Annotated in this window: 14 protein-coding genes; 9 read left to right on the forward strand and 5 right to left on the reverse strand. The window is 68.7% G+C overall.

What is annotated here, in order from left to right; translation table 11 throughout:
• Positions 1–110: 110 nt before the first annotated feature.
• Complete coding sequence (locus tag GEV27_RS14720; protein ID WP_153934938.1) at positions 111–1,364, reverse strand: endonuclease/exonuclease/phosphatase family protein; 1,254 nt, start codon at positions 1,362–1,364, stop codon at positions 111–113.
• A 56-nt stretch (positions 1,365–1,420) separates the two neighbouring features.
• Entirely contained in the window at positions 1,421–3,142 is a 1,722-nt protein-coding gene (locus GEV27_RS14725) for a fibronectin type III domain-containing protein (RefSeq protein ID WP_153934939.1), read from the reverse strand.
• A gap of 118 nt (positions 3,143–3,260) precedes the next feature.
• On the opposite strand from GEV27_RS14725, the gene GEV27_RS14730 reads away from it, so the two are divergent.
• The 5 genes from GEV27_RS14730 to GEV27_RS14750 all read left to right on the forward strand — a co-directional run bounded on the left by GEV27_RS14730 (position 3,261) and on the right by GEV27_RS14750 (position 7,530).
• Positions 3,261–4,190, forward strand: a complete 930-nt coding sequence (locus GEV27_RS14730; protein WP_309222283.1) for an asparaginase — start codon at positions 3,261–3,263, stop codon at positions 4,188–4,190.
• Positions 4,191–4,269: 79 nt separating this feature from the next.
• Positions 4,270–4,680: a helix-turn-helix domain-containing protein gene (locus tag GEV27_RS14735; RefSeq protein ID WP_153651647.1), complete on the forward strand. Its 411-nt coding sequence runs from the start codon at positions 4,270–4,272 to the stop codon at positions 4,678–4,680.
• Complete coding sequence (locus GEV27_RS14740; protein ID WP_153934941.1) at positions 4,677–5,444, forward strand: hypothetical protein; 768 nt, start codon at positions 4,677–4,679, stop codon at positions 5,442–5,444. The genes GEV27_RS14735 and GEV27_RS14740 overlap by 4 nt, the downstream gene beginning before the upstream one ends.
• A gap of 78 nt (positions 5,445–5,522) precedes the next feature.
• Entirely contained in the window at positions 5,523–5,786 is a 264-nt protein-coding gene (locus GEV27_RS14745) for a DUF2516 family protein (protein ID WP_153651648.1), read from the forward strand.
• 88 nt (positions 5,787–5,874) lie between these two features.
• Positions 5,875–7,530, forward strand: a complete 1,656-nt coding sequence (locus GEV27_RS14750; protein WP_153651649.1) for a BCCT family transporter — start codon at positions 5,875–5,877, stop codon at positions 7,528–7,530.
• Here GEV27_RS14750 and GEV27_RS14755 read toward each other — a convergent pair.
• The gene (locus tag GEV27_RS14755; protein WP_153934942.1) at positions 7,457–8,149 is read right to left on the reverse strand and encodes a hypothetical protein; all 693 of its coding nucleotides are present in this window, start codon (positions 8,147–8,149) and stop codon (positions 7,457–7,459) included. The two genes, GEV27_RS14750 and GEV27_RS14755, sit on opposite strands and share 74 nt — an antisense overlap.
• A 76-nt stretch (positions 8,150–8,225) precedes the next feature.
• The gene (locus GEV27_RS14760; protein ID WP_153934943.1) at positions 8,226–8,519 is read right to left on the reverse strand and encodes a hypothetical protein; all 294 of its coding nucleotides are present in this window, start codon (positions 8,517–8,519) and stop codon (positions 8,226–8,228) included.
• Between the two features lie 61 nt (positions 8,520–8,580).
• Between GEV27_RS14760 and GEV27_RS14765 the strand changes: the two genes are divergently transcribed.
• Entirely contained in the window at positions 8,581–9,204 is a 624-nt protein-coding gene (locus GEV27_RS14765) for an alpha-ketoglutarate-dependent dioxygenase AlkB (RefSeq protein ID WP_153651652.1), read from the forward strand.
• 158 nt (positions 9,205–9,362) lie between these two features.
• Positions 9,363–10,367: a hypothetical protein gene (locus tag GEV27_RS14770; protein WP_153934944.1), complete on the forward strand. Its 1,005-nt coding sequence runs from the start codon at positions 9,363–9,365 to the stop codon at positions 10,365–10,367.
• Positions 10,368–10,370: 3 nt separating this feature from the next.
• Here GEV27_RS14770 and typA read toward each other — a convergent pair whose 3' ends face one another.
• A complete protein-coding gene (typA, locus tag GEV27_RS14775) occupies positions 10,371–12,236 on the reverse strand; it encodes a translational GTPase TypA (RefSeq protein WP_153651654.1) in 1,866 nt (621 codons plus the stop codon).
• Between the two features lie 172 nt (positions 12,237–12,408).
• Between typA and GEV27_RS14780 the strand changes: the two genes are divergently transcribed.
• Both GEV27_RS14780 and GEV27_RS14785 read left to right on the forward strand, forming a co-directional pair.
• On the forward strand, positions 12,409–12,876 hold the full coding sequence (locus tag GEV27_RS14780) for a MarR family winged helix-turn-helix transcriptional regulator (RefSeq protein ID WP_208430691.1): 468 nt from the start codon (positions 12,409–12,411) through the stop codon (positions 12,874–12,876).
• The gene (locus GEV27_RS14785) at positions 12,873–14,489 is read left to right on the forward strand and encodes a DHA2 family efflux MFS transporter permease subunit (protein WP_153651655.1); all 1,617 of its coding nucleotides are present in this window, start codon (positions 12,873–12,875) and stop codon (positions 14,487–14,489) included. The genes GEV27_RS14780 and GEV27_RS14785 overlap by 4 nt, the downstream gene beginning before the upstream one ends.
• The last annotated feature ends 54 nt before the right edge of the window (positions 14,490–14,543 follow it).

The raw sequence follows: 14,543 nt of genomic DNA on the forward strand, positions 1-14,543 counted from the left end.
CGGCTCGGCGCGGCGGCGCGGTGGAGCGATCTTTCTACGTGTGACGACGGGACGACTCCAGTGGCGTGCGGACAGGGTGGTCGAATACTACGACGCCGCGGGCGTGCTGGTCAGCCGAGCCGCACGTCGATGACCAGGGGGCTGTGGTCGGAGGGGATGGGCTTGACCAGGCGGCCGTCGGCGCCGATGAGCACGATGTTGCGCCAGGCGTCGACCCGGCTGCGCCACGGGTTCACGTAGACGTGGTCGACGTGGTCGCCCCACTTGTAGCTGATGACAGGCGCAGTCTTGAAGTTGTTGTAGCTGTTGAGGTGCTGGCGCTCCACGGTGCGGGCGAGATCGTACGCATCGCGGAAGTTGTGTGCCTTCATCGCGGCGCCCACCACGTCGGGGGTGCGGTTCTTGTGCGAGTTGAAGTCGCCCGCGAACACGACCGGCAGGTTGGCGGTGTTGACCTGTGCGGCTGCCGCGAAGAGCAGGTTCATCTCCGCGCGGCGGTTGGTGACCGCGGTGGAGTTGGTGCCGGCCACGGTGTGCACGTCGAAGGTCAGGAAGTGCCGTCCGGTGGACTTCTCGACCAGCTCGGCCCAGACCGCGTAGCGGCAGCCCTTGGCGTGCCACCCGAGGAAGACGTGCCCGGTCTGCGCGTCCGGTGCCGTGGTGGCCCGGCAGCCGTTCTTGTCCTTGCTGCCGTACTCGTAGGCGGGCTTGTCGGCCAGATCGAAGCGGCTCGCCTTGTAGTACAGCCGCTTCGCGCTCACGTTGATCGCCTCGGCGTAGCCGGGCGGCGGGGTCGTGAGCTCGCCGGCCTCCTGCGTGGCCAGCACGTCGGGGCTCGCGGCGGCGATGCGCTCGAGCGCCGCAGGCTGACGGGGGGTGGGGCTGGTCGCGGAGGTCCGCACCCACGGGTAGCGGGTCGTGCTCTTCTGGTCGCAGACCGCCGAGCAGAGGTTGTACGTCATGACGCGGACGGCGAGCATGCCCTTGGTGGGGCCCGGGCGCACGATCGTGGTGCGGCCGACCCGGGTCGACTTCTTGCCCTTCTTGCTGCCGTTGATGCCGCGCACCTGGAAGAAGTAGTCGCGTCCGCGCGACAGGCCGGAGACCGTGATCTTGCTCGAGCGCACCGTGTAGGTCTTGGCCTTGCTCATCGAGTACGAACGCGACATGAAGACCTGGTACTTCTTTGCGCTACGGATGTCGGACCAGTCGAGCGACAGGCTCGTCGTGTCGTGGGTGCGGGAGTAGTTGGCCCCGACGAAGGAGACGAGACCGACCTTGCCCGGGGTCGAGGCGGCCGCGGCCGGCTGGAGCCCGGCGAGGACGAGCAGGCCGACAAGAACGCCGACGACAGGGATGCGCATGGGTAGACCCTAGTTGCTCAGGATGCCCACGTCAGGTCCTTGACCGACGTGTGACGTCATCGCCCCGGCACGTCGAGCATCGCGCGGACCCCGTTGTGGTCGGTCGCGAACGGCTTCGCGTACCCCCTGCCGTTGCGTGCCATGGACACCACGACCCGCCACTGCCGCACCGAGATGCGGGGATCGATGTAGATGTGGTCGACGTGGTCGCTGCTGCGCAGAGGCGGGTTCACGGCCTGGTTCGCGCTGTTGTACGTGCGGTGCACGGGGTTGGTGGCCCGGGAGAGCGAGTTGACGATCCCCGCAGCGTTGAAGACCCGCTTCGGGGCGTCGTACCCGCCGGGGAAGCGTCGCTGGGCGTTGCTCTTGTTGGAGTTGAAGTCGCCCGCGTAGACGACCGGCAGCCTGTCCCGGTTGATCGAGGCGATCTTGCGCAGCAGCACCTTGGTCTGGGTGCTGCGGACGTCGTCGAGCGCCCGGCCCTTGAACGGCTGGAGGTGCACGTCGACCACGAGGACGGAGGTCCGGCTCGCGGAGTCCCGCAGCTCGGCCCACACCGCGTACTTGCCCCGCTTCGCGCTCAGCGTGACCTTGCCCGAGCGTCGCAGGTCGTACTTCGACTTGTTGTAGAACAGCGACTTCGCGCTGTAGTACGCCGCGAGACCGAAGCCCGGCAGCTCGCGCCCGAACCGCGTGTCCTTGTCGTGCGACTCCTGCGTGGCAATGATGTCGGCGCCCGATCCACGCGCGATGCGCCCGGCGTATGCGCGACGGGTCGACCAGCTCTTCATGCGGTTCGCGCGGGTGACGCACTTGTCCTGGCCGCAGAGGTTGTACGTCAGCACGTTGATGCGTGCGGGCAGCGAGGGCAGGCGCAGCGCGCGGACCGGGGACCACTTGCCCTTCGAGGGGTTGTTGATCGCCCGGACGCGGAAGTAGTACGTCGTGCCGATCGTCAGGTTGGACTGCGAGGCGGTGGTGCGCCCCGTCGTCACGGTGCGCAGCTTGGACGTCATGGCCGAGTTCTTGGCGATCTGGAACTGGTACCACTCGGCGTTGACCGCTGCGGGCCACGAGGCCGTCACGCTCCCGGTCGCGCGTCCCCGCGCCGGCGAGACGCTGCGCACCTGGGACGAGGGCAGGTCGATGCGGTGCACGGCGGAGGCCGCCGACCTCGAGCCCCGGTGGGAGCGGACCCGGTAGAAGTAGTCGCCACCTCCGGTGGGCCGCAGGCCCGTGAACGTCACGGAGCGCGTCGCCGACGGTGCGGACGTCCGGGCGCACCGGGTGAGTCCACGGTTGCCCGACAGGCAGACCGAGTAGCTCGTCGCGTTCCGGGCCGCGGGCCACGAGATCGTGGCCTTGCTCCAGCTGACGGCCTGCCGGATCCCGGTGGGGGCGTCCGGCACCACGGGCGGCTTGAGGTTGAAGCCCTTGAGCGGTGACGTCCGGGTCCTGGACCCGCGACCGGCCGTGACGCGGAAGTAGTAGTCGGTGTCGGCGGTGGCCTTGAGCCCGGTCACGGTCCAGGACCGCTTGGACGAGGTCGGGGAGAACCGGGTGCACGGCTTGTCGCGGGCGACCGTGAGACATGCGCGGTACTTCGTGGCGTGCCGAGCCGGCTTCCACGTCAGGACCGCCGACGTGTGGGTCGTGGTGGCCTTGAGCCCGGTGGGTGCCGCGGGCCGAGGACCGGCCTGGGCGGGCCCCGTGAGGGCCGAGGTGAACAGGAGGACGAGGACGCCGAGCGCGCAGGCGCGACCGATCCGAGAGTGCATCTGAGAACAACCTTGCTGGTGGGGAAGCGGCTCGACCGAGCCGACCAGTCCTCTGAGGGTAGGCGAAGAATTCGCGCAGACGGGGGTCTTGCCCGGCGTGCCGCCTAGGCTGTTGGACGTGGACGTTCTGGCAGAAGTGATCCGGTCCGGGCTCGTCGAGAGCCGTCACCGAGGTGTCGCCGTGGGGGTGGACCCGTCCGGCGAGGTCGTGTGGTCGATGGGCGATCCGGGGACCGTCGTGTTCCCCCGCTCGGCCAACAAGCCCATCCAGGCCCTGGGGATGCTCCGCGCGGGGCTGCCGCTGGACGGACGCCTGCTGGCCCTCGCATCGGCCAGTCACTCCGGCGAGCCGTTCCACCTCGACGCGGTGCGGGAGATCCTCGCGCTGGCAGGCCTCGAGGAGTCCGCGCTGCAGACGCCGCCGTCGTACCCGCTGGACCCGCACGAGCACGCGGAGCTGCTGCGCGGGGGAGGCGGTCGTGCGCCGATCCTCATGGACTGCTCGGGCAAGCACGCCGCGATGCTGCTGACGTGCGTGGTCAACGACTGGCCGACCTCGACGTACCTCGACGTCGAGCACCCGTTGCAGCTCGCGATCACCCGGACGTTCACCGAGCTCACGGACGGCCCGCCGGCCGTGGTCGGCGTCGACGGGTGCGGTGCCCCCCTGCTCGCGACCTCGCTGCAGCAGCTCGCCCGCGCGATCGGACGGATCGTGCAGGAGCCGGAGGGGTCGGGCGGCGCGCGGCTCGTCGAGGCCATGCGGGCGCACCCCGAGTACGTCAGCGGCACCCGCAGGGCCGAGCTCCAGCTGATGCGGGCCGTCCCGGAGCTCGTCGCGAAGTCCGGCGCCGAGAGCGTCTACGTGGTCGGCCTGCCCGACGGATCGGCGTACGCGCTGAAGATCGAGGACGGCGCCGAGCGCCCGCTGTACGCGGTGATGAACCGGGCGCTCGAGCTGGCCGGGATCGACGCCCCGCTGCTGCGCGAACGGCCGGTGGTGCTGGGCGGCGGCAAGCAGGTAGGAGAGCTGCGAACCACCTTCTGACCTGGCATTCCAGCCTCTGTGACCCAGGTCGCAAGCCGGACTGCTTGCATTTGCTAACTTTTGCAAGCACGATGGAGGCATGGCCAAGCTGAACGTGCAGAAGACTGTCGGAGGACTCGGCGACTACTTGCGCGAGCAGCGTGGCCAGGCACAGATGTCGCTGCGACAGCTGGCCGAGCTCGCGGACGTCTCCAATCCGTACCTCAGCCAGATCGAGCGAGGCCTGCGCCGACCGTCGGCAGAAGTCCTGCAGCAGATCGCGAAGGCGCTCAGGATCTCGGCCGAGTCGCTCTACGTTCGCGCCGGCATCCTCGATGCCGACGAGAGCGGAGCGCGCATGGTCGAGGACGCCATCGCCCTCGACCCGCAACTCACCGAGCGTCAGAAGACCGCGCTGCTCGACATCTACCGCTCCTTCGTCGGCACCGAGGAAGCGACCGACACCGAGCTGGCCGCCACAGTGACAGAAGCCAACCAGGAGGAAAAATGAGCATCACCGACACCATCACCGTCCAGGTCAAATCCCTCGTCGACGACGTCCGGGGACTGCCCGAGTCGTTCAAGAAGATCGACATCGCCGACCTGCAGAAGCAGGCCGAGGGCCTGGTGCAGACCGCCGTCGGAACTGCCGCCGCGACGTACACCGACCTCACCAAGCAGGCCGAAGGCTTCGTCGCACGGGCCAAGGGCCTGAACGTCGACGACATCCGCAAGACCGTCGACAGCTCCGTCGAGGACGCCACCAAGACCGCCAAGGGTCTGGCGGACGAGGCGCAGAGGACCGCGTACGAGTACGTGACGGTCGCCAAGACGCAGGTCACCAAGGTGACCTCGAAGGCGCCGACCACCGCTCGCAAGGCTGCTGAGGCGGTCGACACGACGGTCAAGAAGACGCCCGAGCCGGCCAAGAAGGCGCCCGCGAAGAAGGCCCCGGCCGCCAAGAAGGCTGCGACCGCCGCCAAGAAGGCGCCGGCGAAGAAGGCGCAGGCCGCCAAGACGACGACGGCCAAGAAGACCTCGGCCGCCAAGACCACGGCCGCCAAGACCACGACTGCCAAGAAGGCGTCGACGGCCAAGAAGACGACGGCGAAGAAGGCCCCGGCCGCCAAGAAGGCTGCGACCTCCGCCTCCTCGGGTGCGTCGGCTGCGGCCAAGAAGGCTCCGGCCGCCCCCAGCGGCAGCTCCACGGGCAGCAGCTCCAGCACCCCGAGCAGCTCCAGCACCCCGAGCACGGGTTCGTCGGCCGCCAAGTAGGCCCGTTGCAGCACCAGCATCACGAGGCGGGCTCCCATCGGGGAGCCCGCCTCTGCTGCTGCGCGGTAACCTTCGAGCATGTTCGAGCTGCAGGGTGGCCTGCTCATCGTGTTGTCGCTGCTCCTCTTCGCGGCCAAAGGGTTCGCGCTGGTGGACTGCGTCGCGCGGCAGTCCTCGCAGTTCACCTACCTGGAGACCCTGCCCAAACGCAGCTGGCTCATCATCTTGAGCGTCTCGCTCGTGGCGCACCTGATCTGGTGGGACCCGCTGCAGATCTTCAACCTGATCGGGACCGTCGGGTCCCTCGTCTACCTCGCGCAGGTGCGTGGTTCCGCACACTGAGTCGCGGGCGGAGCCGGCCGCCACGTAGGCTCACGAGGTTGCCGTGCGCGTCCTCGACGCGCAGAAATCTACGAGACCGGGAGATTTCATGAGTCAGTCCTCCACGCGCACGCCGTGGCGTGAGCGCATCGATCCGATCGTCTTCGGGGTGACCGCCGTCATCGCAGTGGCCTTCGTCCTGTGGGGACTGATCAGCACGTCGGGCCTCGGCTCGGCATCGAGCAGCGCCCAGAAGTGGGTGATCACCAACACTGGATGGTTGTTCGTGCTGGCGTCCACGTTCTTCGTGATCTTCGTGATCTGGCTGGCGGCCAGCAAGTACGGACGCATCCCGCTCGGGGACGACGAAGAGGTGCCGGAGTTCCGTACGGTCTCGTGGGTCGCCATGATGTTCAGCGCGGGCATGGGCATCGGCCTGATGTTCTGGGGCGTCGCGGAGCCGCTCTCGCACTACGCGTCCCCGCCGCCCGGGATGTCCGAGGCCGAGTCCGACGCCGCGATGCAGACGGCGATGGCCACGACGATGTTCCACTGGGGCCTGCATCCGTGGGCGATCTACGCGGTCGTGGGCATCGCGATCGCGTACGGCACGTTCCGCAAGGGACGCTCGCAGCTCATCTCGTCCGCCTTCGCCCCGCTCATCGGCAAGCGCCGCGCGGCGGGACCGATCGGACGGGTCATCGACGTCCTCGCCATCTTCGCGACCCTGTTCGGTTCGGCGGCGTCGCTGGGCCTCGGTGCGCTGCAGATCGGCAGCGGCCTGCAGTACAACGGCTGGGTCGACAACGTCGGCAAGGTCGTCCTGGTCGTGATCATCGTGGTGCTCACGATCGCGTTCATCGCCTCGGCGGTGTCAGGCGTGGCCAAGGGCATCCAGTGGCTGTCCAACACCAACATGGTCCTGGCGCTCGTCCTGGCGTTGTTCGTCTTCGTGGCCGGCCCGACGCTGCTGATCCTCAACCTGCTGCCGACCGCGCTCGGTGACTACGTCTCGCAGATGACCGAGATGGCGTCCCGCACCGCGGCCAGCGGCGACGCGGCGATGGAGGAGTGGTTGGCCGGCTGGACGATCTTCTACTGGGCCTGGTGGGTGTCGTGGACGCCGTTCGTCGGCATGTTCATCGCCCGCATCAGCCGCGGCCGCACGATCCGGCAGTTCGTCACGGGCGTTCTGCTCGTGCCGACCCTCGTGAGCCTCGTCTGGTTCGCGATCTTCGGCGGCACAGCGATCGACGTCCAGCGCAGGACCGGCGACCTGATCGACAAGGCCGGCGCGGTCGACACCGACTCCGCGCTGTTCGCGGTGCTCGACCACCTGCCCATCGCGGGGGTCTCGACCGTCCTGGTCATGGTGCTGGTGGGCATCTTCTTCGTCTCGGGGGCCGATGCGGCAGCGGTGGTCATGGGCACCTTGAGCGAGAAGGGCTCGATCGAGCCGTCGCGCCGCACCGTGGTGTTCTGGGGTGCCGTCATGGGCGGCGTCGCGGCGATCATGCTCGTCGTCGGAGGCGATGACGCCCTCAACGGACTGCAACAGATCACGATCGTGGCGGCGGTGCCGTTCGTCCTCGTGATGATCGCGTTGTGCATCGCCCTCTACAAGGACCTGCAGACCGATCCGATGGTCGTGCGGGGTCGTCTCGGGCGCAAGATGGTCGAGACCGCGGTGGTCACGGGCGTCGAGGAGCACGACGGCGAGTTCGTCCTCGTCGTCGAGCGGGCGGAGGAGGAGGAGCCGCAGTGACCGGGGCCTCTCGCTCGGCTGCCTGACGCTCGGCGTCCTTGACGCGTCGCCGGTCGAGCTCGCGGAGGGCGACGACGAGCGCGATCACCACCGGCAGCCAGTACTTCTGCTCCGCGAGCACGGCGTCCAGCCAGCCCGGCAGCTCCGGCCACCGGAGGTCGGGCCACGGCAGGTCGGGCAGGTCGGGCGACGGGATCCACGAGAGGTCGACACGGGGGAGCAGCGCCCCGAAGACGGCAGCGACCAGCGCTCCGATGCCCAGGGTGCCGAGGAGGATCTGGCCCAGCGCCTGCCCGACGCGGTGAGCCACGAACAGTCGAGGGTGGTCCCGCGCGAGCTCCTCGCGCTTCGCGGCCCTCGAGCCCGGCGGCGGCACGAGGGGCGTCCGGTGTGGTCCGCTTTCTGCCTCCTCCAGCAGGTGCGCCGCGACGATGGTGTTGCGCGGGCCCCACTGGACCTCGAAGCGGGCGCTGTCCTCGTGTGTCAGTCTCGTCCGGCCCCAGAACCCTGCGGATCGCCGGTCGACCTCGACGCCGTCTGCGACGAGCAGCGCCTCACGGACGCCCTCGCCTGTGACGACGTCGTAGGCGGTGCCATGAGTGCGAAGCGTCCATCCCATGCCTCGATCCTCCCCGCCGACGACGTGAGGCGGCATCGTCCGGACGTCCATGACAGGACGACCGAAAGTATGACCGTCAGCGTGGTCGAGCGCGGTGGAGCCAGCGGGTGACGATGACGCGCAAGTCCGAGAGGTCGTCCTCGGGATCGACCTCGGGGTGGGCCGCGCGGACGGCGCGGTGGGCGTGCACGAGGCCGACCAGCCACCTGGCGACGTCGGGGACGTCCAGCTCGCTGTCGATGTCGTGGACCTCCATCGCCGCGCTGATCAACGGCACCATCTCAGCCTCGTTCTCCGCGCCGATCGTGAGGGTCGGATCGGTGGCGAGGCGGTCGACGAGGTCGAGCAGCCGGTCCCAGGCGGAGTCCATGAGCAGAGCCTAGTGGGCACGGGGGCTAGAACATGTGTTCGACGGAGCGTAGGCTCGGGGGATGACGGACTACTACCAGGGATCGCTGCTCGACGCGGGTGTCGAGCCGCAGATCGCGCGGTTGGCGCCCGAGCGCACCCTGCTGTCCGGTGGTGCGTGGGTCGACGTCCAGCCGGGATGGATCAGCGGCTCCGACGACGTGTTCCTGTCCCTGCAGGGCCAGGTGCCGTGGCGCGCCGACAGCCGGGAGATGTACGACCGGGTGGTCGACGTGCCGCGCCTGCTGGCCCACTACGGCACCCGTGACGCGCTGCCCCACCCGCTGCTGCTGACCGCTCGCGAGATGCTGTCCGACCACTATGAGCCCGAGCTCGGCGAGCGGTTCGCGACGGCTGGCCTGTGCTACTACCGCGACGGCCGCGACAGCGTCGCGTGGCACGGCGACCGCATCGGCCGTGGCCGGACGAACGACACGATGGTCGCGATCGTCTCGCTCGGTGCCGCTCGTCGGCTGTCGCTTCGCCCGAGCGGTGGCGGGCCGCAGATCGGCTTCGCCCTCGGCCATGGCGATCTCGTGGTCATGGGCGGGTCGTGCCAGCGCACCTGGGAGCACGCGATCCTCAAGACCGCCCGCCCCGTCGGCCCGCGCATCAGCGTCCAGTTCCGCCCCCGCGGAGTCCTCTGACCCCTGCCCCCCGGGGCGGTGCGCCAGCGTCCACAAAAGCCCCGTGGCTGGACGCCAGCGCACCGCCCCGGGTCCACAGGGGGCTTGGGGGTGCGCGGTCGTGCACAGGCGGTTGCCCGGGCCGTACGTCAGTGGCTGGACGGCCGCACGGTGGTGGGATGCCCCGTCCTCTGCCAGTGCCGGATGAGCTCGCCTCTCGCCCCTTCACCGCGGCCGAGGCGCGTGCACTCGGCCTCAGCGAGAAGGTCCTGCGCGGTAGCCGATTCCGCCGGGTCTTCGTGCGGGTCTGGGTGCACCGCGACCACGTCATGACGCGGGAGGACTGGATAACGGCAGCCTCGCTCGCGGTCCCTGAGCGCGCGCACCTCAGCCACGTCACGAGGCTCCAGGCCCTGGGTCTCGACGTCGGGCCCGAGCGTCCATTTCACTTCACGGTGGCCGGCGACCTGCACATCGCGCTCGACGACATGTTCGTCCATCGGACGGAGGTCCTGCCGCCCTTGGACAGCGTCGGTGTCACGCCGGCTGCGGCGTTCATCCAGTACTGCTCGACGGCTCGCCTGATCGACGCCATCAAGGTGGGCGACTGGCTCCTGTACCGCCAGTACGCGACGATCGTCGAGATCGCGGAGCTGGCCGCTCGCGATCCGTGGCGCCCGGGCGCGAGTCAGGCGCGTCGGGTCCTGCCTCACCTGGAGCCCGAATCACGCTCGTTGAAGGAGTCGGAGACGCGGGCGCTCGTGGTGTTCTCGGGCCTGCCCGTGCCCGAGTCCAACGTCGACCTGGTCGTCCGGGGGAAGTGGCTCGGGTGCGTCGATCTGCTGTTCCGGCTCTGGATGCTGGTCCTGGAGTACGAGGGACGCCAGCACGCGGAGTCGATCGAGCAGTTCGGCAAGGATCTCGCCCGCTATGCCGGTTTCCGCGACGAATCGGTTGCGTACCTGCAGGTCACCAATCCCATGCTCCAGCGCCCGCGGGCGCTGGTGGGCCGGGTGCACCGGATGCTCGTCGAGCGAGGCTACGACGGGCCGGAGCCGGTCTTCGCGAGGCGCTGGGCCTCGCTGTTCCGCCCCATCCCCTCGGAGGGCGGTGCGATGGCGTCCACCAGAGTGGTGAAAGTGGACGCCAGCGCACCGCGCCGGGGGAGGGGGGTGCGGCCCTAGGGCCTACTTCTTGCCGCGGTTGGCGCGGTTGCGCTCCGTGGCGTCCAGGATGATCTTGCGGATGCGGACGTTCGCCGGGGTGACCTCGACGCACTCGTCCTCGCGGCAGAACTCGAGGCACTGCTCGAGCGACAGCTTGCGCGGCGGCACGAGCTTCTCGAACTCATCGGCGTTGGAGCGGACGTTGGTCTGCTTCTTCTCACGGACGATGTTGATGTCCATGTCGTCGGCGCGCGAGTTCTCGCCGACGATCATGCCCTCGTACACCTCGGTGCCCGGCTCGATGAACAGCGTGCCGCGCTCCTGGATGTTCGTCATCGCATAGGACGTCGCAGCGCCCGCGCGGTCCGAGACGAGCGAGCCCGACGGGCGGGTCGAGATCTCGCCGGCCCACGGCTCGTAGCTCTCGAACGTCTGGTGCGCGATGCCGGTGCCGCGGGTGTCGGTCAGGAACTCGGTGCGGAAGCCGATCAGGCCACGCGCGGGGACGATGAACTCCATGCGGACCCAGCCGGTGCCGTGGTTGATCATCTGCTCCATGCGACCGCGGCGGACGGCCAGCAGCTGCGTGATCGCGCCGAGGTACTCCTCGGGGGCGTCGATCGTCAGGCGCTCCATGGGCTCGTGCAGCTTGCCGTCGATCTCCTGGGTGACGACCTGCGGCTTGCCGACGGTGAGCTCGTAGCCCTCGCGACGCATCTGCTCGACCAGGATGGCCAGCGCGAGCTCGCCACGTCCCTGGACCTCCCAGGCGTCGGGACGGTCGGTCTCGACGACCTTGAGCGAGACGTTGCCGATGAGCTCGCGATCGAGGCGATCCTTGACCAGGCGCGCGGTGACCTTGGTGCCCTTCTCGCGGCCCGCGAGCGGCGACGTGTTGGTGCCGATCGTCATGGAGATGGCCGGCTGGTCGACCGTGATGAGCGGCAGCGCGACCGGGTTCTCCGGATCGGCCAGCGTCTCGCCGATCATGATGTCCGGGATGCCGGCGATCGCGACGATGTCGCCGGGGCCGGCGCTCTCGCCGGGCACGCGCTCGAGCTCCTTGGTGACCAGCAGCTCGGTGATCTTGACCTTGTCGACAGTTCCGTCGACCTTCATCCACGCGACCTGGGAGCCCTTCTTGAGGGTTCCCTCCTTCACGCGGACGAGGGCCAGACGGCCGAGGAACGGCGAGGCGTCAAGGTTCGTGACGTGCGCCTGCAGCGGCGCGCCCTCGGTGTACTCGGGGGCCGGGACGGCCTCCATGATGGTCTGGAACAGCGGGATGAGGTTCTCGCTGTCGGGCAGGCCGCCGTCCTCGGGCTTGTTGAGCGAGGCGCGACCGGCGCGGGCCGAGGCGTAGACGACGGGGAAGTCGAGGGCGTCCTCGCTGGCACCGTCCTCGAGAAGATCGAGGAACAGCTCGTACGTCTCGTCGACGATCTCGCTGATGCGGGAGTCGGGGCGGTCGACCTTGTTGACGACCAGGACGACCGGCATCTTGGCCGCGAGCGCCTTGCGCAGCACGAAGCGGGTCTGGGGGAGCGGTCCCTCGGAGGCGTCGACGAGCAGGATCACGGCGTCGACCATGGACAGACCGCGCTCGACCTCGCCGCCGAAGTCGGCGTGGCCGGGGGTGTCGATGATGTTGATCGTCACGCCGCCCTCGGGGGCGCCGGGGCCGTTGTAGCGGACCGCGGTGTTCTTCGCGAGGATCGTGATGCCCTTCTCGCGCTCCAGATCTCCGGAGTCCATGGCGCGCTCGGCGAGCAGGTGGTGCTCGTCGAAGTGGCCCTGCTGCTGGAGCATGGCGTCAACCAGCGTGGTCTTGCCGTGGTCGACGTGGGCGACAATTGCGACGTTGCGCAGGTCGGAGCGAATGGGCATGCGAAAAAAAGTCCTAAGCGTGGGGAATGCTCACCAAAGTCGGAGCCTTCCCATTCTACGGGTGCGAGCCCTCCGGGCACGAATCGCGGTGCAAAGCGGACAGCGGGAATGTCGTTGTGCCGTAACAAATATTTCATTTGATCAAAGGTTGCGTGATGGTTAGCATCTTCGGGTGACCACTCCGGACCAGCTCTACGGCGCGCTCGAGGAGTTCGTGATGCGCCTGATGTATCTCGCCGAGTCCGACGGCATGGACGCGATGGTCGACCTCGATCTCTCGTTCTCGCAGGCACGTACGTTGTTCCTGCTGGCGAAGAAGGCAGAGCCCATGTCGATCCACTCGATCGCGACTGAGCTCGGCCTGTCGGACGCCGCCACCGGCCGCAATGTCGAGCAGCTGCTGAAGCTCGACGTCGTCGAACGCCGAGAGAGTCCCGACGACCGGAGGGTCAAGCTCGTCTCCCTCACTCCGGCCGGCGAGAAGCTCGCAGTCAGTCATGTGGACGCCAAGCGCGACTCCATCCGCGCCTTCACGGCCACCCTCCCCGAAGAACAGCGCGCAGACCTGCACCGAGCGCTGTCCGCCATCCTTGCCGGCGGCACCCTCCGCCCGCTCAAGAACCAGGAGCACTGCCTATGACCGCCCCCACCGAGCCGTTGTCCGAGGACGACGACAAGATCACCCCTGATCTGCTCAAGATCGCCGGAGTCGTCGTGCTCGGCGCGATCATGTCGATCCTGGACGTCACGGTCGTCAACGTCGCCCTGCCGACGTTCCAGACCGAGCTGTCGGACGGCGACGAGCCGCTGGCCTACTCGACCGTCGCCTGGACCGCGACGGCGTACATGCTCGCGCTGGCGGCGGTCATCCCGCTGACCGGCTGGGCCGCCGACCGGTTCGGCACCAAGCGCCTCTACATGACCGCGATCGCGTTGTTCACGATCGGCTCGCTGCTGTGCGCGACGGCCTGGAACATCGAGGCGCTGATCGGCTTCCGCGTCCTGCAGGGCCTCGGCGGCGGCATGCTGATGCCGCTCGGCATGACGATCATGACCAAGGCCGCAGGCCCGCACCGCATGGGCCGCCTCATGGCGATCCTCGGCGTCCCGATGCTGCTCGGCCCCATCATGGGCCCGATCCTCGGCGGCATCCTGATCGATGCTGCGTCGTGGCACTGGGTGTTCCTGATCAACCTGCCGATCGGTCTCATCGGCCTGGCGTACGCCGCGCGCGTGCTGCCCAAGGACGCGCCTGAGCCGAGCGAGTCGCTCGACGTCATCGGCATGATCCTGCTCTCGCCGGGTCTGGCCGCACTGCTGTACGGCGTCTCCTCGATCCCCGAGGAGGGCACCGTCCTGGCGGTGAAGGTCCTCGCACCGGCCATCATCGGCCTCGCGCTGATCGTCGGATTCGTGTTCTGGTCGTTCAAGCCCAAGCACCCGCTGCTCGACCTGCGGCTGTTCCGGGATCGCAACCTGACCCTCTCGATCATCACGATGTTCCTGTTCGCCTCGGCGTTCTTCGGTGCGCTGCTTCTGGTGCCGACCTACTTCCAGCAGGTCGACGGCTACTCGGTGAAGAAGGCCGGCCTGCTCATCGCCGCACAGGGCGTCGGCGCGATGCTGACGATGCCGATCGCCGGCGCGCTCAGCGACCGGATCCCGGTCGGGCGCATCGTCCCGTTCGGCTTCCTCGGCATCCTGGTGGGCTTGTTCGGCGTCGCGCAGAGCACGGACCCCGGCACGTCCGACTGGACGATCATGGGGTGGCTGTTCGTGACCGGCCTCGGTATGGGCTCGACGATGATGCCGCTGTTCACGGCTGCCCTCAAGACCCTCAAGGCCTCGGATGTGGCCCGCGGGTCGACATTGCTCAACGTGACGCAGCAGGTGGCCAGCGCCGCCGGCATCGCGACGATCTCGGTCGTCCTGACCAATGCGATGAAGAGCGGCGACGTCATCGCCGGCTCGGAGAAGCTGCCCGGTGTCGAGGGTGGCCTGACGCCCGCACAGCTCGCGGCGGGATCGCACACCGAGCAGGGCGCAGGTGTCGTCGACATGCTGCAGGTGCCCGGATCGGTCCTGCAGCAGGGCTTCCAGGACCTGGCCGACGCGTTCTCGACGTCGTACTGGGTGGCCTTCGCGGTGCTCGTCGTGACGCTCGTCCCGGTCGCGTTCCTCCCCCGCAAGAAGCAGGAGTCGCACCTGCTCGACGACGAGGACGGCGCGACGCCGCCGATCATGATGCACTGACCCACCCCTTCGACGAGACCCCACCGGGACCATCCGGTGGGGGTCTCGTCGTCC

This window comes from Aeromicrobium sp. S22 (genome assembly GCF_009661045.1).
In the GTDB taxonomy this organism is placed as follows: domain Bacteria; phylum Actinomycetota; class Actinomycetes; order Propionibacteriales; family Nocardioidaceae; genus Aeromicrobium; species Aeromicrobium yanjiei.